General features: G+C 41.3%; 17 protein-coding genes. 9 read left to right on the forward strand and 8 right to left on the reverse strand.

What is annotated here, in order from left to right:
- Entirely contained in the window at nucleotides 1–675 is a 675-nt protein-coding gene (radC, locus tag ACHZC4_RS13760; protein ID WP_394754431.1) for a DNA repair protein RadC, read from the reverse strand.
- A gap of 85 nt (nucleotides 676–760) precedes the next feature.
- On the opposite strand from radC, the gene coaBC reads away from it, so the two are divergent.
- Genes coaBC through argB form a run of 4 tightly spaced genes read left to right on the forward strand, consistent with a single transcriptional unit; the run spans nucleotide 761 to nucleotide 5,975 of the window.
- On the forward strand, nucleotides 761–1,984 hold the full coding sequence (gene coaBC / locus ACHZC4_RS13765) for a bifunctional phosphopantothenoylcysteine decarboxylase/phosphopantothenate--cysteine ligase CoaBC (RefSeq protein WP_394754432.1): 1,224 nt from the start codon (nucleotides 761–763) through the stop codon (nucleotides 1,982–1,984).
- On the forward strand, nucleotides 1,965–2,420 hold the full coding sequence (gene dut, locus ACHZC4_RS13770; RefSeq protein ID WP_394754433.1) for a dUTP diphosphatase: 456 nt from the start codon (nucleotides 1,965–1,967) through the stop codon (nucleotides 2,418–2,420). Before coaBC ends, dut begins: the two co-directional genes overlap by 20 nt.
- A 28-nt stretch (nucleotides 2,421–2,448) precedes the next feature.
- Nucleotides 2,449–5,058, forward strand: a complete 2,610-nt coding sequence (locus tag ACHZC4_RS13775) for a phosphomannomutase/phosphoglucomutase (RefSeq protein ID WP_394754434.1) — start codon at nucleotides 2,449–2,451, stop codon at nucleotides 5,056–5,058.
- A 17-nt stretch (nucleotides 5,059–5,075) separates the two neighbouring features.
- The gene (gene argB, locus ACHZC4_RS13780; RefSeq protein WP_394754435.1) at nucleotides 5,076–5,975 is read left to right on the forward strand and encodes an acetylglutamate kinase; all 900 of its coding nucleotides are present in this window, start codon (nucleotides 5,076–5,078) and stop codon (nucleotides 5,973–5,975) included.
- On the opposite strand, the gene ACHZC4_RS13785 is transcribed toward argB, so the two are convergent.
- The 7 genes from ACHZC4_RS13785 to dnaA all read right to left on the reverse strand — a co-directional run bounded on the left by ACHZC4_RS13785 (nucleotide 5,952) and on the right by dnaA (nucleotide 15,074).
- Nucleotides 5,952–6,953 (reverse strand): hypothetical protein, encoded by a 1,002-nt coding sequence (locus ACHZC4_RS13785; protein WP_394754437.1) that lies wholly within the window; start codon nucleotides 6,951–6,953, stop codon nucleotides 5,952–5,954. The two genes, argB and ACHZC4_RS13785, sit on opposite strands and share 24 nt — an antisense overlap.
- A gap of 253 nt (nucleotides 6,954–7,206) precedes the next feature.
- Nucleotides 7,207–7,782 carry a YggT family protein gene (locus ACHZC4_RS13790; protein WP_394754438.1) on the reverse strand — a complete coding sequence of 192 codons (576 nt, stop codon included), beginning with the start codon at nucleotides 7,780–7,782 and terminating at the stop codon, nucleotides 7,207–7,209.
- Nucleotides 7,782–8,609 (reverse strand): pyrroline-5-carboxylate reductase, encoded by an 828-nt coding sequence (gene proC / locus ACHZC4_RS13795; protein ID WP_394754439.1) that lies wholly within the window; start codon nucleotides 8,607–8,609, stop codon nucleotides 7,782–7,784. Before proC ends, ACHZC4_RS13790 begins: the two co-directional genes overlap by 1 nt.
- A 277-nt stretch (nucleotides 8,610–8,886) precedes the next feature.
- On the reverse strand, nucleotides 8,887–11,298 hold the full coding sequence (gene gyrB / locus ACHZC4_RS13800) for a DNA topoisomerase (ATP-hydrolyzing) subunit B (RefSeq protein WP_394754440.1): 2,412 nt from the start codon (nucleotides 11,296–11,298) through the stop codon (nucleotides 8,887–8,889).
- Nucleotides 11,299–11,349: 51 nt separating this feature from the next.
- Nucleotides 11,350–12,426: a DNA replication/repair protein RecF gene (recF, locus tag ACHZC4_RS13805; protein WP_394754441.1), complete on the reverse strand. Its 1,077-nt coding sequence runs from the start codon at nucleotides 12,424–12,426 to the stop codon at nucleotides 11,350–11,352.
- A gap of 9 nt (nucleotides 12,427–12,435) precedes the next feature.
- On the reverse strand, nucleotides 12,436–13,536 hold the full coding sequence (dnaN, locus tag ACHZC4_RS13810; protein ID WP_394754442.1) for a DNA polymerase III subunit beta: 1,101 nt from the start codon (nucleotides 13,534–13,536) through the stop codon (nucleotides 12,436–12,438).
- 218 nt (nucleotides 13,537–13,754) lie between these two features.
- A complete protein-coding gene (gene dnaA / locus ACHZC4_RS13815) occupies nucleotides 13,755–15,074 on the reverse strand; it encodes a chromosomal replication initiator protein DnaA (RefSeq protein ID WP_394754443.1) in 1,320 nt (439 codons plus the stop codon).
- Nucleotides 15,075–15,233: 159 nt separating this feature from the next.
- On the opposite strand from dnaA, the gene rpmH reads away from it, so the two are divergent.
- Genes rpmH through mnmE form a run of 5 tightly spaced genes read left to right on the forward strand, consistent with a single transcriptional unit; the run spans nucleotide 15,234 to nucleotide 19,008 of the window.
- Nucleotides 15,234–15,368, forward strand: coding sequence for a 50S ribosomal protein L34 (gene rpmH / locus ACHZC4_RS13820; RefSeq protein ID WP_394754444.1), 135 nt, complete (start codon nucleotides 15,234–15,236; stop codon nucleotides 15,366–15,368).
- Nucleotides 15,369–15,384: 16 nt separating this feature from the next.
- Nucleotides 15,385–15,747 carry a ribonuclease P protein component gene (gene rnpA / locus ACHZC4_RS13825; RefSeq protein WP_394754445.1) on the forward strand — a complete coding sequence of 121 codons (363 nt, stop codon included), beginning with the start codon at nucleotides 15,385–15,387 and terminating at the stop codon, nucleotides 15,745–15,747.
- The gene (gene yidD / locus ACHZC4_RS13830; protein WP_394754446.1) at nucleotides 15,729–15,962 is read left to right on the forward strand and encodes a membrane protein insertion efficiency factor YidD; all 234 of its coding nucleotides are present in this window, start codon (nucleotides 15,729–15,731) and stop codon (nucleotides 15,960–15,962) included. Before rnpA ends, yidD begins: the two co-directional genes overlap by 19 nt.
- Nucleotides 15,955–17,667 (forward strand): membrane protein insertase YidC, encoded by a 1,713-nt coding sequence (gene yidC, locus ACHZC4_RS13835; RefSeq protein ID WP_394754447.1) that lies wholly within the window; start codon nucleotides 15,955–15,957, stop codon nucleotides 17,665–17,667. The genes yidD and yidC overlap by 8 nt, the downstream gene beginning before the upstream one ends.
- A complete protein-coding gene (gene mnmE / locus ACHZC4_RS13840; protein ID WP_394754448.1) occupies nucleotides 17,668–19,008 on the forward strand; it encodes a tRNA uridine-5-carboxymethylaminomethyl(34) synthesis GTPase MnmE in 1,341 nt (446 codons plus the stop codon).
- The last annotated feature ends 4 nt before the right edge of the window (nucleotides 19,009–19,012 follow it).

Below are 19,012 nucleotides of genomic sequence, written 5' to 3' on the forward strand. Positions count from 1 at the left end.
TTACAAAAGCCCATTTTCAGCAAAAGAATACGGCTGGCCGTCGCCAATAATGAAGTGATCGAGTACACGGATATCCAGCAAAGCCAGTGCCTGCTGGAGTTTTTCCGTAATGTGTTTGTCAGCTTGACTGGGCTCGTTAATACCTGATGGATGGTTGTGGGCAAAAATAACCGCCGCCGCATTGTAATGCAAAGCTTGTTTTACCACTTCTCTTGGGTAGACATTTGCGCTGTTGAGCGTGCCCCTAAATAACTCATCTAATTGGATAACGCGATTTTGATTATCCAAAAATAAACAGGCAAACACTTCATAATTGTAGCTACGCAGCCGTGCGCTTAAATAAGCACGGGTAATATCAGGACTGCTAAGGACGCTGCCATGCTGAAGGATTTCTTTAAAATGTCTTCTCGCCATTTCCAACACCGCTTGTAATTGTGCATATTTAGCATTTCCAAGGCCATTACCTTGGCAAAAGCGTTGTTGATCCGCGCCCAGTAATGCTCTTAATGATCCAAATTCAGTCAGTAAATCTCGCGCGACATCAACTGCCGATTTGCCAGGTGTGCCGGTACGTAAAAAAATAGCCAGCAATTCTGCATCGGTTAATGCTGCCGATCCGCGTTGTAGTAATTTTTCTCTGGGTCGGTCTTCTTCGTTCCAATCCTTAATCCCCATCTGACATCCCTTTTTAAGTTAAAATTAAAGCATAGAAGAATTTGGCTATACTTGCCATAATGCGACATTCAATAACTCTCAGGGCTTGATCATTAAAAAACGTATTTTATTAGCGGTCAGTGGTGGAATTGCCGCATATAAAGCGGCTGAACTGGTTAGATTGCTGGGTAAGCAAGGCTTTGATGTCCGTGTAGTCATGACACAATCAGCAACACACTTTATCAGCCCATTGACATTTCAGGCATTGTCCGGCAATCCGGTATGCACAACCCTCCTGGATACCGATGCCGAAAATGCCATGGGGCATATTAATCTGGCACGCTGGGCTGAGCTATTTTTAATTGCACCAGCAACGGCTAATGTGCTTGCAAAGTGCAGTCATGGTTTGGCGGATGATTTAGTATCGACGCTTTACTTAGCGGCAACCTGTCCAGTGATCATGGCTCCCGCTATGAACCAGGCGATGTGGCATAAAACGGTAACGCAAGAAAACGTGCAAACGCTTATTCGCCATGGCGTTACCCTGATTGGCCCTGAGCAAGGCACGCAAGCCTGTGGTGAAATGGGCTTCGGGCGGATGTCCGAAGCTTCAGAAATTTGCGATTTTTTAGTTTCCCGCCTGCATCATCAAAACGCCCTTCCCACAGAGCACTTACTACAGGGGAAAAAAGTTTTAATCAGCGCCGGACCAACCCGGGAAGCCTTAGATCCGGTACGCTATATCAGCAACCGCAGTTCCGGGAAAATGGGCTACGCACTGGCGACAGCTGCCGTAAATGCTGGCGCACAAGTCACGTTAGTAAGTGGCCCTGTGGCATTAAATCCTCCTGCCTCCGTTAAAGTGGTTGCTGTTGAAAGTGCTGAGCAAATGTATGCCGAGATTATGGCCAGGGCGGAAAACGTCGATATTTACATTGGCGCGGCCGCCATTGCTGATTACACGCCGGTCATTACGCACTCGGAAAAAATTAAAAAACACGCCACAGAGATGATAATAACCCTTAAGAAAACCCGAGACGTGCTTGCAGAAGTGGCACAATTACCTAAACATCCGTTTACGGTAGGTTTTGCCGCAGAAACCCATGATCTTGAGCATTACGCACAAGATAAACTAGCCCGAAAAAAAATCGATATGATTGCTGCTAATTGGGTGGGCAAGACTCAGGGTGGTTTTGAGAGTACAGATAATGAATTACAGGTTTTTTGGAAAAATGGCCAAAAAACCTTGGCAATGGCTGATAAAAATCAGATTGCTGCACAGCTTATACAATTGATTGCTGAGAGGATGAATGAAAAAAGTACAACTTAAAATTCTGGATACACGCCTGGGGCATACTATTGCTTTACCAGAGTACGCAACCTCAGGTTCTGCAGGTCTGGATTTACGTGCCTGTCTGGATCAGGCTTTGGAACTAAAGCCCGGTGATACGGTTTTAGTGCCTACAGGTTTGGCTATTCATATCAACGACGCTCAATTGGCGGCTATGTTACTGCCACGCTCAGGTCTTGGCCATAAACATGGCGTGGTACTGGGTAATTTAGTCGGCTTGATTGATTCGGATTATCAAGGCCAAGTATTTGTGTCAATGTGGAATCGCGGCAATGCGACTTTTACCATAAACGTTGGCGAGCGCATTGCACAAATGGTTTTTGTACCGGTTGTACAGGTGGAGTTTGAACGCGTAGATGCGTTTGATGACAGTGATCGCGGCGAAGGTGGCTTTGGGCACACCGGCAACCACTAAAACGATTACCAATTAAGAGGTCATGTAGATGGGACGTATATTTAGCCTTTTATTACTGGTTACAGTATTGCTGATTTTTGCCGTTGGGGCGGCGGTGCATTTAATATCTTCTTCGGCAATCAATAATACTAAGGCCGATGCCTCAGAAGAAGTCGCAAAATCGATTTCTTTGAGCGTATCAGAACAAGTGTTTTTATTAAATAAAACACTGGATAAAATCGCTCACGATCCTGAAGTAATAGCAGCAATTAACCATGCAAACCCTGCCGCTCGCGAATCAGTTGCCAAAACCATACAAAGCTATTTCCCGGAAGCCATGAAAATCAGATTACTGCTTCCTGGTGTTAATAAACCCGACGAAACTAATGTGCCCCACATGGGCTATGCCGATTTGGATATGATCCGGGAAACATTTATTAAAAATCAACCCCCTGTTGTACAAGGCGATACCGGGCCTAATCGACATTTAGCAATGACCAGCCAAATCATTCAGGGTAATGATGTTATTGGGGTCATTTTGGCGAGTCTCGACTACGAGTTTATTACCAAAACCATTAAGGCGATAGAGTTAAAAAACTACTATGCCGAGCTAAGACAAGATGATTTGGTATTAGGGAAATCTGGAATAGAAGCCAGTAAAGCACCGTCTAATAGCGGTGAAATGACTGTGCCCCATACTGCCTGGAAAATTTATTATCAATACCCGGCGGGTGCAAGTCTGGGTGAAAAAACCCGGCTTTGGCTGAGTATTATTTTTGCCATATTAATCGCGGTTGCGGCGTATTTTTTCAGCTATCGCAGACTGGCCCAGCTAATGAAGGAAGACTCAAGCAGCGTGCTTAAAGCCTTTAAGGATATTATGACTCATCAATCAATGGGCAGCTATCCGGTTAATTTGGCAGAAATGAATATTTTAATTTCATCATTTATGCGCCTAAAGCGTGCCTTAGAAAATACTGACGGTAAAATTAAAGATGACGAAGATGAGCTTGAAAAAAATGGCTTCTTCTCAACACCGGACACTTTTGGTTTTTCTGACACCTCAATTGACGACAGCTTTTCTGACACCTCAATTAACGACGTAGTTTATGAAAAAACAGCAGCCCAGAAACCAAAAGTTGAACCGTCTATCAGCATGGCGTCGGCTACTCTCGTCAAGCAAACAAAAAATATAGTAGAAGAGCCTGTAGATAATAGCCCTATGCCAGTAACAGCACCACCTCTTGAAATTATTAAAACAGCACTGGCCGCCCAAACCACACATGCCCTGTCAACAATTTTTAAAGCCTATGACATTCGTGGCATTGTAGGTAGCACTTTAACTTTGAACATGGTCTATGACATAGGCCGTGCCTTTGGAACACAAGCCAAAAATCATGATTGCCACAGCATTATACTTGGCCGCGATGGCAGAGACTCAAGCCCCGCGCTTGCTGATGAATTAGCAAAAGGCATCGCCTCAACTGGCTGTAGCATTATAGACATTGGCATGGTACCCACGCCGTTACTTTATTTTGCCGTACAGCATATTGAAGGACGTTCGGGCATCATGGTAACCGGCAGCCATAATCCACCGGAATACAATGGCTTTAAAATGATAATTGACGGCGAAACCCTGGCCGAAGACCGGATTCAAGATCTTAAACAATGTATCGATAGCCACAATTATGTGACTGGCGACATGGGGCTGATTGAGAAAAATGACAAACTAGCCAGTGAATATGTCGGCACCATTGCTGAAGATATTCGCATATCAAGGCCCATGCTCATTGTTTTGGATTGCGGTAATGGTGTGGGTGGTAAGTTGGGGCCATTGTTGCTCAGAACACTGGGCTGCGAAGTTATTGAATTACATTGTGAAATCGATGGCAGCTTCCCCAACCATCATCCAGACCCTAGCAAGCCTGAAAACATGATGGAACTGAGTACGGCAGTTAAACATTATAAGGCTGATTTAGGTATCGCTTTTGATGGCGATGCTGATCGTTTGGGTGTTGTTGATTCTACCGGAAAAATTATTTGGCCAGATCGGCAAATGATGTTATTTGCCAAACATGTCCTGGTGGGCAAGCCGGGTATTGAAATCATTTATGATGTTAAATGCTCCAAGCACTTAGCGGAACAAATTAAAAAATACGGCGGCAGGCCCGTCATGTGGAAAAGTGGCCATTCACTCATGAAAGCCAAAATAAAAGAAACCGGTGCCAAGTTAGCCGGCGAAATGAGTGGCCATATCTTTTTCAATGACCGTTGGTTTGGTTTTGATGATGGCCTGTATGCTGCCGCACGTTTAATAGAAATTCTTTCCAATGAATCCGGCAGCAGTGCACAGGTTTTTGCAGGTTTCCCTGATAGCATTAATACCCCCGAATTAATTGTTAATTTACCCAGTGATGATGCCGTTATATTGATTGAAAATATCCGTGTATTAGCCGATTTTAGCGATGCCAAAATTATCGATATCGATGGTTTGCGTGTTGAATTTGTCGATGGCTGGGGCTTAGTGCGCGCCTCCAATACAACGCCATCATTAACACTACGTTTTGAGGGTGACTCATTAGAGGCTATGCAAAAAATACAGCAGCGCTTTAAACAACTTATCCATAAAGTTAAACCGAATCTTGTACTCCCTTTTTAGTCATGGAAAATTAACACATGCTACAACAAAAAACCGCCCACCAAATAGCCGATGTTTTAATAGAAGCACTGCCCTACATCCAACGCTTTAAAGGCAAGACCATCGTCGTTAAGTTTGGTGGTAATGCTATGATTGATGAAGCCCTTAAAAGCAGTTTTGCCAGAGATATTGTACTCATGAAACTGGTAGGTTTAAATCCAGTTGTGGTGCATGGGGGCGGCCCACAAATTGGACAAATGCTGGAAAAGTTAAGCATTAAAACCCGATTTGTCGACGGCATGCGGGTAACCGACAGCGAAACCATGGAAGTGGTAGAAATGGTGCTGGGCGGATTAGTCAATAAAGAAATCGTATCCTTGATTAACAAACATGGCGGCAAAGCCATCGGTTTAACCGGCAAGGATGGTGATTTAATTCGGGCAAGAAAACTTACCCAAAAACAACCACCCGCTGAAACCGATGTTTCTGAAATTATTGATTTGGGTTATGTGGGCGAAGTCAGCAGTATTGATCCTGCTGCGGTTGACATGCTCAGCCATAGCGACTTTATCCCTGTTATTGCCCCGATTGGTGCCGGAGAAGATGGGCACTCCTATAACATTAATGCCGACTTGGTGGCCGGTAAAATTGCCGAGGTATTAAAAGCAGAAAAACTGATTTTATTGACTAATACTGCCGGTATTTTAGATAAGCAGGGCGAATTATTAACGGGGTTATCACTTAAAGATATTGATGATTTGATTGCAGATGGCACAATTTCAGGCGGTATGATCCCAAAAACCCGCTGCGCCACCGATGCGCTAAAAGGCGGTGTTCACAGCGTTCATATTATCGATGGCCGCGTGGATCATGCAGTATTGCTGGAATTGTTTACCAACCAAGGTGTCGGCACTTTACTGTTGAGCCGCCCTCGCTAAAGCGCTATTAATATACGGCCTGAAAGAGGCGCGTAAATCACTGACTTTCTGGCTGGCGCATAACTCTCGACCTTGGGAGGAATCACGGCAACGTATATCCAGAAATAATTGATAGTCCGCATCATTGAGCGCAATTTTGGACAGCGACAAGCTAAGATCAAAATCTGTAGCGGGTGGACGGTTCATAATCAACTTATCGTTGTAAATGTCCGGTGCGGTAGTCGAATAAAATGTAACAAATTTATGACCAATATCCCACGCTTTATTGCATTGATGGTCGTTATTGCAGTAAAACAAGCCGAGCTTGTTAGCCTCAATAATGCTGGCAATTTTGTTTGTCGGGTTACTCGTCTTTGTTTCAGTAAGATACACAAACCTATCAATATCCGCCTTGAATTCAGTTTCTATTTGCTGTTTTTTGTCGATATTGGCAAGCGTAGTGTGTTCAGTTTTTTTAATTTGCCCTTGTGTGGATTGCATGTCGGCTAGCAATTTTTGTGGCACTTTTTTACCATTACGCTCAAGAAGCGCTGCTTGTTTTTGTTGCCAGACAAGCAGCGATTTAAGTTGTGCTAAATTGCCTTCAATAATCTTTTTTTCCGTATCCAGTGTTTTAAACTTTGTATTTAGCGCCGCCATTAAATCTTCTTTGGAATGGTAGGTACTTAACAATGCCTTATCATGAATTCCTTGATAGGCAATGAGTTTTTCTTTCTCGCGACGCAATTCTGCAAGCCGTCTATCTTGAATAATCTGCTCTTTGTTTTTTGCTTTTTCAGTGACCTCGATTACCCGACCTTCTTTGCTCAATGAATCTCTACGAAATTGATTTTGTTCTGGCGGCACCTGATCTGAGAAGAAAGTATTGTTGTTGTCATCTTTCCACCGGTACATTTTTTTAGCTACAACAACCTGACTGCTGATTATGCAACAGATACCGGTGAAAAAAAAAGTCGCGTGCATGATTTTATTTGACATAAATTAACTATTTTTTCATTGTCTTAGTATGGATTATAGTGACAAATATAGCAGATAGAAAATCTTATTGTGTTTTCTACATGTTTTTTGATTACAGAAAAAACTGTAAATATATTTTGCATTGCTTTATATTTTTTAACCCAGTTTGCATAGATAATCTAATTATTTGATAATAAATAAGCATTAGCAAACAAACAAAAAACAGCCACACTATCTCAAACAAAACAATAAAACATGTCGAGCCATAGCGATTTTACGCTATTAAATTAGCTAATTCGTGCAAAGGGGGCAAAATAACCATTTTACTGAGTTGTAGCAATAATAATGCCGCCATTGGTGATAAATCAACCCCACCCAATTCGGGAATAAATTTACGACAGGTATCGAGTAGAGGGGTTGTCAGGCTAAACAAAATCGATGCCGTCGCACGAAACCTGCCGGGGTCTAGCCAACTCAATAAAGCCCTGGCAAATACAGCAAATATAAAAACATTAATCAGCAATGAAATCAATTGAGTAATCGATAGCAATGTTAATGCACCGATATTAAGAGTGACGCCTTTGAGAATGAGTATCGAAAAATCTGAAAGCATTTGTAAGCCGAGTAAAAGCACCAACGACGAGGTATCTATCTTACCGATAGATGGCACAAAGCGACGTAATAGCTTCAAAGGAGGATGGGTAACCTTGACCAAAAACTGCGAAATCGGATTATAAAATTCAGCGCCACACCATTGCAGTAAAAACCGCAGTAAAACCGCCAGTATATACAACGACAATAAGGTATCAATAATAAAAATCAGGGGATCGACCACATAAGATGCTGTCATTAGTTATTCTCCGATTGCTGTGACATTTCAATAGAACGATCTCTTGCGGCATGTAATGCACGTGCTACTAGGCCTGTAAAGCCACCTTGCTCAAAAACTTCTATGGCACGTTGTGTGGTACCGCCAGGTGAAGTGACACGTCTTCGAAGTTGCTCTGGCGACTCTGACGATTCCAGTGCTATTTTAGCCGCGCCCAACGCCGTTTGCTGCACCAGTAATCGTGCAGTGGCTTCGGTTAAACCTAGGTCTACGGCAACTTTTTCCATCGCTTCCATTAACAAAAAATAATAGGCAGGACCACTTCCAGATACAGCAGTAACGGCATCTAGCTGGCCTTCCCTATCAACCCATAGCGTGATACCAACTGCACGCAAAATACTTTCAGCCAAATCGCGTTGTTCTGCTGAAACTTGGTCATTAGCATGTAAGCCGGTCGCTCCTGTCAGCACTAATGCGGGAGTATTAGGCATACATCGAACAATCGCGCTAGTATCACCTAACCAGTAACTGAGATTTTTTTGACTAATGCCTGCAGCAATAGAAATAACCAGGAGATTTTTTTGTTGAACGGTAGCTGCTGCGGCCGTGGCAACGGATTTTAGCATTTGCGGTTTAACAGCAAACACGACGACATCAACCGAAGTCAGTACCGCATTATTATCGGCAGTAGTATTCACATGTAGATTGGCAGCCAATAATGCCAACGTATCCAAACTAATGTCCGACACCCAAATATGCTCAGCAGGATGCCCACTGGCAATCAAGCCACTGATTAAACTAGTGGCCATATTTCCACCACCGATAAAACCTATTTTTTGTGTATGCATAATGAATGTGTCTCGGTAAGGTATTAAATCATTTTAACCTAAATAGTGCTTTTTCCGTCAATCACAAAGCTTTCCCTAAAAAATACAATTTTGCCCTTACTGAATAATTATTAATCGGGATCTACCGTGACAATGAGTAACCTGCAACCCGCTATCTCAGTGAGTTGTTGTAAATATCCAAACATTATCGAAAGGTTCACTATCATCAGATTTTACGGTGTGCCTAGCTACGTTTTCGATGGTATTTAGCCATGGACCATCGCTTGCTTAATTGCGGTTAGACATCTAAATTAGCAACATCCAGCGCATTTTTAACAATAAAATCACGCCGAGGCTCAACCACATCGCCCATTAATGTGGTAAATACTTCGTCGGCGGCAATCGCATCTTCAATTCTAACCTGAAGCAGCCTGCGATTATTGGAATCTAATGTTGTTTCCCACAACTGTTCGGGATTCATCTCACCCAGCCCCTTATATCTTTGAATATGCTGACCTTTTTTTATTTCCTTCATCATCCATTCAAATGCCTGCTTAAAATTGGCAACCGGTTGCTGTCTTTCACCCATACGTATAAAGGAATCATTACCAAATAGCCCTTGAGTATTTTGGGCAAACTGGGTTATCTTTTGATAATCCTTACCAGCAAAAAAAGTTGATGGCAAAACAAACTGGGTGACGATACCATGCTGGCGTTTATTAACAGTAACCGAAAAATCATGAGCTGAATTGTAATCCAGATGAATAGTAAACCGCGCATTGCTGTCATTTACTACTAATTGCTTTTCAAGTAAGTCAAACCACGCTATCAGCTGTTGTTTATCCTGTCGATCTTGATCAGTAATCAGCGCCATATAAGTCAGCTGTTCTAAAAACACACTATCGTATTTCCGCGACAACCGATTAATCATATTGACCACACCAATGAATTCGTTTGCTAGCTTTTCCAAGCCCTGTCCCCGTATAGGTGGCGTGGTTTCATCGGTAAATAACTGTGTTTTATCTAGAGCCAACTGAATCAAGTATTCATTTAATTGGGCATCATCTTTTACGTAGTGTTCCTGCTTGCCTTTTTTTACTTTATACAACGGTGGCTGTGCAATATAGATATAGCCTTTTTCGACAATCTCCGGCAATTGACGATAGAAAAAAGTCAGTAGCAAGGTTCTAATGTGGGCTCCATCGACATCCGCATCAGTCATTATAATAATACGGTGATACCTCAGTTTTTCTAAATTGTATTCCTCTTTACCGATACCACAGCCTAACGCCGTAATTAACGTTCCAACCTCTTCTGAGGAAATCATTTTGTCAAACCGAGCTTTTTCTACATTAAGAATTTTGCCCTTTAATGGCAAGATCGCCTGAGTACGTCGATCGCGACCTTGTTTTGCTGAACCGCCTGCGGAATCCCCTTCCACTAAAAACAGCTCAGATAATGCAGGGTCTTTTTCCTGACAATCCGCCAACTTGCCGGGTAAGCCTGCTATATCGAGTGTTGTTTTGCGTCGCGTCAACTCCCTGGCTTTACGCGCAGCCTCCCTTGCCCGCGCTGCATCAACTATTTTACCAACAATCGTTTTAGCAATTTGTGGCTTTTCTAGCAAAAATTCTTGTAGTTTTTCATTCATGGTAGATTCAACTAACGGCTTCACTTCCGATGAAACCAGCTTATCTTTAGTTTGAGATGAAAATTTAGGATCGGGTACCTTAACTGAAAGTACAGCAGTTAAACCTTCCCGGGCATCGTCACCGGTAGTTTGCACTTTTTCTTTTTTCGCTAATCCAGAGGCCTCAATATATTGATTAATGGTGCGGGTTAACGCGCCTCTGAAACCGGCTAAGTGACTACCGCCATCACGCTGTGGAATATTATTGGTATAGCAAAACACATTTTCCTGATATGAGTCATTCCATTGCATAGCTACTTCTATAGTTACCCCATCTTTTTCAGCAATAAAATAAAAAACATCTGCAAACAAAGGTGTTTTGTTTTTATTAAGATGCCTAACAAACGCACTTATACCACCTTCAAACTCAAAAACATCTTGCTTATCATTACGTTCATCTTCCACGCTAATACGAACACCGGAATTTAAAAACGATAACTCCCTAAGTCGCTTGGCTAAAATATCATAATGAAATTCAACATCAGAAAAAGTTTGGGTACTCGGCTTAAAATTTATCAAGGTACCACTACCCTCTGCAGCCCCGACATCTGCTAACGGCTCTACGGGTACACCCATGAGATATTTTTGTGTGTATCTGCGCCCATTTTTACGCACTTCTAAATTCAATTCTTCGGAAAGCGCATTAACAACTGAAACTCCAACGCCATGTAAACCACCAGAAACTTTGTATGCATTATCATCAAATTTACCACCTGCATGCAACACTGTCATAATAACTTCAGCTGCAGAACGCCCCTCTTCCTCATGAATATCAACAGGAATTCCGCGACCATCATCAGAAACACTCACTGAACCATTTAAATGCACAATAACCTTAACTTCTTTACAATACCCTGCTAAGGCTTCATCAATAGAGTTATCCACCACTTCAAAAACCATATGATGTAAACCAGAACCATCATCGGTATCACCAATATACATCCCCGGACGCTTCCTAACTGCGTCCAATCCTTTTAAAACTTGAATATTAGAACTATCGTACTGACCATTATTACTCATGATTATTTCTACTTTATCCTAAATTAATAGTTAAATGTTCCACGTGAAACATTACACTGCTGTCACGTTACCATGTTCCACGTGAAACATCTTATAGTTTTGAAGGCTATTCAAGGAACCAAAATCCGCCATTTCGATAGCAGTCATGAACACCTGGCAGTTCATATGAGCCAAATAATTTAATATTTTTTTTCGGTTTTTTATATCTAGCTCAGCAGCAAAATCATCAATAAGCACACAAGGAGGAACGCCACCCTCAGTAATAATCAATTGAACTTGAGCTAATAACAAACTTATCACTATCAATTTCAACTGTCCTCTTGAGACATAGTTCTTTGCTAACCTACCATCAAACATTACTTGAAAATCCCCTCGATGCGGCCCACTGTGGGTAAACCCATAACGTAGATCTTTAGCTAAATCATCACTTAGGGCTTGCGAAAAGGTCACTGCCTCACCCCATCCAGAGAAGTGCTTAAGCTCTACGGGATCCCCGTCAAAAAACTGTTGAATCACACTCATAAAGACAGGGTTTAATTTATTTAAATACTGCTCACGAAAATCAGCAAGCTCAACGCCATAAGCAACCAACTCATCATTCCAGGCATCAAGTTGCTTAGGCGCATTTTTTTTTAACAAAAAATTTCGATACGTTAATGCTTTTCTAAAGCGCTTCCATACTATCAAAAAAGAATCATTGCTATTAAACACACCCCAATCTAAAAACTCTCTTCTTATTTGGCTGCTAGAATCTAATAATTGATAGCTTTTAGGATAAATTAATTGTATCGGCAACGCATAAGCCAAATCTGATCTTTTTTGATTTCCATGATGATTAACCTGAATAACATTTTTTTTATCAGCAAGTTGCAACCCCAAAGAAAAGGTATTTCCATTCTTTCGAGCTACAATACCTGAAATCGTTATTTGATCCTTATCAGAATTGATAATTGATTTAATCACAGATGTACGGAAAGATCGGGCCCGACCCAGCAAAAAAATAGATTCTAATAGCGCACTTTTACCGCTACCATTTTCCCCATAAAAAAAATTAATTGCTGTCGAAAATGTGATGGAAGATCTACAAAGATTTCTTACCCCACAGATATTCAGTTTTAATAAAGCCATCAAAATGATTTATAGCTTCATCGGCATCACAATAAATTTATAGATTTTTTCATTGGGTTCTTCAATAAAACAAGTATTTACATTACTAGCAATAGTTAATACAGCAATATCAGAATCCAAATTTGCTAAAGCATCTAATAAATATTGGGCATTAAAAGAAATGACTAAAGGCTCTCCGGAATACTCAGTAACCAACTCTTCTTCAGCTTCTTCATGCTCTGGGTTGTGCGTGCTAATTTTTAAACTGCCGGAACTAATATCGAGGGTCACACCTTTAAATTTCTCATTCGACAAAATTGCAACCCGTGTTAACGCCTCTTTAAAAATGTTTTTTTGAATCTGTAGCGAACTAAAAAATTGTTGTTGAAAAACCTTGCTAAAATCTGGGTATTTCGAATCTACCAATTTTGCTGAAAAAACAATATTTTTATTAAAAATCCTGATGCTATTATTCGAAAACTCAATCTTTAATTCAGCATCCGCATCATCTAGCAAACGAATTAATTCCAAAACCCCTTTGCGTGGCAAAATGATACGCGCTTCAATGTCGGTATTGTGACCCAATTGATCTTCATAAATTGACAATCTATGACCATCTGAGGCAACTAATTTCAGTGTATTATTAGAAATATTTAATAAAAGCCCATTTAAATAATACCTAACATCCTGATTTGCCATGCAAAAAGTTGTTTTCACCAATGCTTTTTTAAACTTTCCAGCATTGATAAAAAATTGATGATCGAATACTGACTCAGAAAACTCAGGATAATTATCTGCGGGCAAGCAACTTAAAGAAAACCGACTTTTGTTGGAAGTTATTTTTACTTTACCCTCACCTGCTTCAAAAACAATTTGTGCGCCTTGTGGCAATAATCGACAAATATCCAAAAGCTTTCGAGCCGGCACTGTGACAGAACCTTGTGCTTCACTAGAAATACTCACGGTTACAATTAACTGGATTTCAAGGTCAGTCCCTGTGAATATTATCTGGTCTTTTTTTATAAAAATTAAAACATTGGATAAAATAGGCATTGTTTGCCTTTTTTCAATAACGCTAACGATATGTTGCAAAGGAGTTAACAACTCTTCTCGGGTAATGGTAAATTTCATAATTAAATAATATAAATATATATATTGTTATTATTAAGGGGGCTAAAACCTGTGGATAACCCTGTTTTTAACTTGTAATACAAAGACTTTTCCTGTGGATAAGCCTGTGGATAACCCTGTGGATAACATGTGGGTAACTTTGGTAAAAATTTGTCTCTAAAGAAATAACTAAGTTATGCACATTTTGCACACAGGGTTATCCACAGGGTTATCCACAATCAATGACTTAGCGTTCTCAGTAAATTTGAATAATCTTCCGCGATTTTAACATTCGAATTTTTAAGCTCATTTACCCGTTTGCAAGCATTGATTATCGTTGTGTGATCTCTGCCCCCAAAAGCATTACCAATTTCAACGAGACTGAGTGATGTTAATTCTCGTGCCAAACTCATTGCTATTTGTCGTGGTCGTGTAATGTCTTGTTGCCTACCTTTGGCCGACAAATCCGCAATACGAATTTTAAAATATTCAGCAACTGCTTTTTGAATATTATTTATATTCACTAATTTATCTTGCAAAGAAAGTAAATCATGCAAAGCTTCTTTAGTGAATTCTACTGTAATTTCACGACCTGTAAACTGTGCATTGGCAATTACTCGCCGCAATGCACCCTCAAGATCCCGGACATTGGAAGGGATTTTTTTAGCAATTAAAAACGCAACATCATGAGGAAGCTTTACATGGGCTAAATCTGCTTTTTTCATCAAAATTGCAGCCCTTGTTTCCATGTCTGGAGGTTCTATAGACACGGGTAGTCCCCAGCTAAATCGCGACTTTAAACGATCTTCAATGCCTATTATTTCTTTTGGGTACTTATCGCACGTTAGCACAATCTGGTGCTTTTTTTCCAAAAGAGTGTTAAAAGTATGAAAAAACTCTTCTTGTGAGCGTTCTTTTCCTGCGAAAAACTGAATATCATCAATCAGTAAAACATCGATATCACGATAATATTCTTTAAAATGGGAAAATGAATTTTTTTGTAAGGCCCTAACCATGTCTTGCACGAATTTTTCAGAGTTAAGATAAACAATTCTAGCGGAGGGATTTCTTTTTAACACGGCATTACCCATTGCATGCATTATGTGCGTTTTCCCCAGGCCTGAGCTACCATAAATTAGTAGAGGATTATAAGCTTTGCCAATATTTTCAGAGACTTGTAAAGATGCCGCTTTTGCCAGTTGATTGGATTTACCCTCGACAAAGTTTTCAAATGTAAACGCTTTATTCAAAAAATTAGGTTTATTTCGGGGAGGTTGTATAGTGGGGGTAACCTGTCTTTCGGGGGAAAATACTGCAATTTTTTTTGAGCCAATTTCTAAATTTAAGCGCATATCGCCATTTGAAAACTGGGCAATGGCATCTTCAATTTTAGTTAGGTAATGTTCTTTAACCCAGTCTAGAACAAAACGATTGGGCGCTAATAATTTTATTTTATTTTCATCTTGGACTACCTGAAGAGGCCGTATCCAGGTACTGAATTCTGAGCTGGAAATTTCATTTTCAAGCTTGGCAAGGCAGTTATCCCAAATGGATTTCATGTGAACACTTAACGAGTATTGATTTAGTCAGAAGTCTTGCTTTGTGCATAACTATACAGCAACAAAACACGTCGCCATAAAATTGACATGATTCAGTGAATATTCTATCATAGAAGGTCGTTTTAATCTGTTTTTGTTAAACTCCACTAGGCTTAAGAAATGAAAAGAACATATCAACCCAGTAAAATTAAACGTGCTAGAACGCACGGTTTTCGCTCGCGCATGGCCACAGTGGGTGGGCGTAGAGTTATAAATGCCCGCAGAGCAAAAGGCAGGGCTAAATTAACCGTTTAGCCGCCTTAATTGTGTGGTGAGTCTCAAATTTGGTTTTTCGCCTAAGTTACGGTTAAAAAAACCCGCAGAATACAAAAATGTTTTTGATAATCCAGTAAAATCCAGTGACCAATACTTTACTTTGTTGGCCAAAAAAAATAATTTTGATCACCCACGCTTAGGCTTGGCGATTGCCAAAAAAAATATAAAAAAGGCAGTGTGTAGAAATATTATCAAGCGAACTGTCAGGGAAAGTTTCAGAATACAGCAAGGCTTGGGAAGTGTGGATATTGTGGTTTTGGCAAGACGAGATGCGGTAGGAGTGCCTCTTGACCTTTTAAGAAAATCATTGGAAAAACATTGGATTAAGTTGGTGGCCCGATGCGCATCATGCTCATAGCCACAATAAGGTTTTATCAGTATTGCATCAGCCCTTTGCTTGGGAGCAATTGTCGCTTCCATCCCAGTTGTTCAAGTTATTCTCTAGAGGCGCTTCGACGCTTTGGTGCCATTACCGGCATTTATCTGACTTTCAAAAGACTATTAAAATGTCACCCCTTTCATCAAGGGGGGGTTGATCCCGTTCCGGAAAAATTTGGTAACAAGAATGGATAACATAAGATTTTTATTAATCATTGCTTTTGGTTTTCTTGTTGTTTTGCTATGGGAAAACTGGCAAAAAGATTACGGCCCGAAGACTGTGGCAGCGATTTCAAGTTCTGCGCCATTAGCGAATGCGCAAGATGATTTACCCACAGCGACGACAGCTGCGGGTGCACAAGCCCCTGCTGCGCAAAGTGAATCAGCGGCACCTATAACCGCTTTGCCGGCTTCCAAAGTGATTACTGTCAAGACCGATGTTATTGCTGTTGAGATAGATTTGCAGGGTGGAAGCGTACAAAATTTGGATTTATTACAATATCCTGTAGAAAAGGATAATGCCATTGTTAATAAAGTGCGGACTATGTTCGGTTTGCCTGCCTTAGAAAAAAACGATACCCCCATCCGTTTGCTTAACGGAAATCCAGAAAAAATATTCATTGCTCAAAGCGGTTTAATTGCTGGTAGTGGCGCGGCGGCGGCTCCGGATCATCATTCTATATTTAGCAGCCAACAAGATGTTTATGATTTGCAACCTGGCCAAGACACTTTAAGGGTACCTTTAACCTGGACAGATAATAATGGGCTTGTCGTTAATAAGATTTTTATCTTTACACGTGGTAGCTATGCGATTGAGTTAGAACAAAGCGTTAACAATGCTTCCTCAAAGCCCTGGTCGGCAAGACAATATAGTCAGTTATTAAAGCTTCCCGTCAAAGAAGAAAAAGGCGGTGGCATGCTGACGGGTATGAAAGCGTTTGATGGCGGCGTTATCTACACGGATAAGGAAAAATACCAAAAAGTAGACTTCGATGATATGGTCGAAGAGAATCTAGATGTTGCTAGTCAAGGCGGATGGGCAGCTATGATCCAACATTATTTTGCCTCGGCATGGATACCGCCTGCTAACGAGGAAAATCATTTTTATACCAAGTATTTGAAAAGCGGCCAATATGTGATCGGCTCCTACTCCCCGGTAGTAATCGTTGAGCCTGGAAAAACCAGTAATTTTGTTTCACGTTTGTTTGTGGGACCTAAAATTCAGCCGGTTATGGAAAAAGTAGCGCCAGGCTTAGAGCTAACTGTTGATTACGGGGTGCTGACCTTTATTGGTAAGCCTATCTACTGGCTGCTGAATAAAATTCATAACATCACCGGTAACTGGGGTTTTGCGATTATTGGTGTGACCTGCTGTATTAAATTGCTGTTTTTTCCGTTATCGCAAGCAAGTTTTAGATCAATGGCTAACATGCGTAAAGTACAGCCACGCTTGAAAGAATTACAAGAGCGTTTTGCCGATGACAGACCGCGATTTAACACGGAAATGATGGCGCTGTATAAAAAAGAAAAGGTGAATCCTTTAGGCGGTTGTTTACCCATATTGGTGCAGATACCTGTATTTATGTCCCTGTATTGGGTGCTGGGTGAAACCGTTGAATTCCGACATGCGCCGTTTATGTTGTGGATTCAGGATTTGTCCATGAAAGATCCGTTCTATATATTGCCGGTCATCATGGGGATTACCATGAAAATTCAGCAAGGCTTAAATCCAGCGCCTGTTGATCCCGTACAGGCTAAGATCATGAAGATGTTTCCTCTCGTATTTACTATCTTCTTCCTGTTTTTCCCCGCCGGTTTGGTGTTGTACTGGGTTATCAACAATACCTTGTCAATCACGCAACAAACCTATATCACCAAGCAGATCAATAAAACGGCGTAGGTGCTTAATAACTCCGACACCATTGCGGCGATTGCTACCCCCTCCGGTAACGGAGGGGTGGGCATAGTCCGGATTTCCGGTGCATTAGTTACTGAAATAGCCGGTTCCCTTCTAAAAAAAAAACTTACCCCAAGGCTTGCCCAATACAATCACTTTCTTGATCAAGACGGTAATGCCATTGACTCAGGCATCAGTTTGTATTTTCCTGCTCCCGCCTCGTATACCGGTGAAGATGTCCTTGAATTGCAAGGTCATGGCGGCTCTGTTGTCTTGGATATGTTGCTGCGCCGTGTGTTATCACTAGGTGCACGACTTGCCAATCCAGGTGAATTTACCGAGCGTGCTTTCCTTAATGACAAATTGGATTTGGCGCAAGCAGAAGCGGTTGCTGATTTAATTGAATGCAGTACCGAACAATCAGCACGTTCTGCACAAAAATCCATGCAAGGTCTGTTTTCCAAGCAAATTAACGCTTTGGTTGGCGAGTTAACCGAACTTCGTATTTATGTGGAAGCGGCAATTGATTTTGTCGATGAAGAAATCGATTTTTTAAGCGATGGTGTTGTCAAAAACCGACTTGCCCGACTTTTGCTGAGCCTGCAAGACATTCAGAAAAATGCCCAACAAGGCCGCTTGTTGCGTGAAGGCATGACGATTGTATTAGCAGGCAAACCTAATGCGGGCAAATCCAGCTTGCTCAATGCGCTGGCAGGCCATGATGCCGCTATTGTGACCCCTATTGCTGGCACCACACGAGATATTTTAAGAGAGCGCATCCAGTTAGACGGTATGCCGCTCCATATTATCGATACGGCTGGTTTGTGGGATAGCGATGATATTGTTGAAAAAGAAGGCATACGTCGGGCCCGCGAAGAAATTCAAAAAGCCGACAAGATCTTACATCTGGTTGATGGGCAAGATCTTGATAAGCCATCATTATTGGGCGACTTGCCTGAGCATATTGAGATCATCAAGGTCGTCAATAAAATAGATCTTACCGGCAGATCTCCCGCAATACAACATACCACGCAAGGGACACATCTTTATCTGTCTGTTAAAACAGGGCAGGGCATGGATTTATTAAAACAGCATCTCAAACAAAGTGTCGGCTTTAATGAATCCACCGATACTGTGTTTATTGCCCGTAGACGGCATATCGAAGCGCTTAATAAAGCGTATGATTTTATCGAAAGTGCTGTACAACAATTGCAAGTCCGCGCAGGAGAGCTGGTGGCAGAAGACTTGCGCCAAGCTCAAAACAGTTTGGGTGAAATTACCGGAAAGATCTCATCAGATGATTTGCTAGGTAAAATCTTTTCTAGTTTTTGTATTGGGAAATAGCATT

It is taken from the genome of Crenothrix sp. (assembly GCF_043729335.1).
Taxonomy (GTDB): Bacteria; Pseudomonadota; Gammaproteobacteria; order Methylococcales; family Methylomonadaceae; genus Crenothrix.

Coding starts and splice junctions, on each gene's coding strand:
- radC (WP_394754431.1), bottom strand. CDS start 675: ATGGGGATTAAGGATTGGAACGAAGAAGACCGACCCAGAGAAAAATTA.
- dut (WP_394754433.1), top strand. CDS start 1,965: ATGAAAAAAGTACAACTTAAAATTCTGGATACACGCCTGGGGCATACT.
- ACHZC4_RS13775 (WP_394754434.1), top strand. CDS start 2,449: ATGGGACGTATATTTAGCCTTTTATTACTGGTTACAGTATTGCTGATT.
- argB (WP_394754435.1), top strand. CDS start 5,076: ATGCTACAACAAAAAACCGCCCACCAAATAGCCGATGTTTTAATAGAA.
- ACHZC4_RS13785 (WP_394754437.1), bottom strand. CDS start 6,953: ATGTCAAATAAAATCATGCACGCGACTTTTTTTTTCACCGGTATCTGT.
- ACHZC4_RS13790 (WP_394754438.1), bottom strand. CDS start 7,782: ATGACAGCATCTTATGTGGTCGATCCCCTGATTTTTATTATTGATACC.
- proC (WP_394754439.1), bottom strand. CDS start 8,609: ATGCATACACAAAAAATAGGTTTTATCGGTGGTGGAAATATGGCCACT.
- gyrB (WP_394754440.1), bottom strand. CDS start 11,298: ATGAGTAATAATGGTCAGTACGATAGTTCTAATATTCAAGTTTTAAAA.
- recF (WP_394754441.1), bottom strand. CDS start 12,426: ATGGCTTTATTAAAACTGAATATCTGTGGGGTAAGAAATCTTTGTAGA.
- dnaN (WP_394754442.1), bottom strand. CDS start 13,536: ATGAAATTTACCATTACCCGAGAAGAGTTGTTAACTCCTTTGCAACAT.
- dnaA (WP_394754443.1), bottom strand. CDS start 15,074: ATGAAATCCATTTGGGATAACTGCCTTGCCAAGCTTGAAAATGAAATT.
- rpmH (WP_394754444.1), top strand. CDS start 15,234: ATGAAAAGAACATATCAACCCAGTAAAATTAAACGTGCTAGAACGCAC.
- yidD (WP_394754446.1), top strand. CDS start 15,729: ATGCGCATCATGCTCATAGCCACAATAAGGTTTTATCAGTATTGCATC.
- yidC (WP_394754447.1), top strand. CDS start 15,955: ATGGATAACATAAGATTTTTATTAATCATTGCTTTTGGTTTTCTTGTT.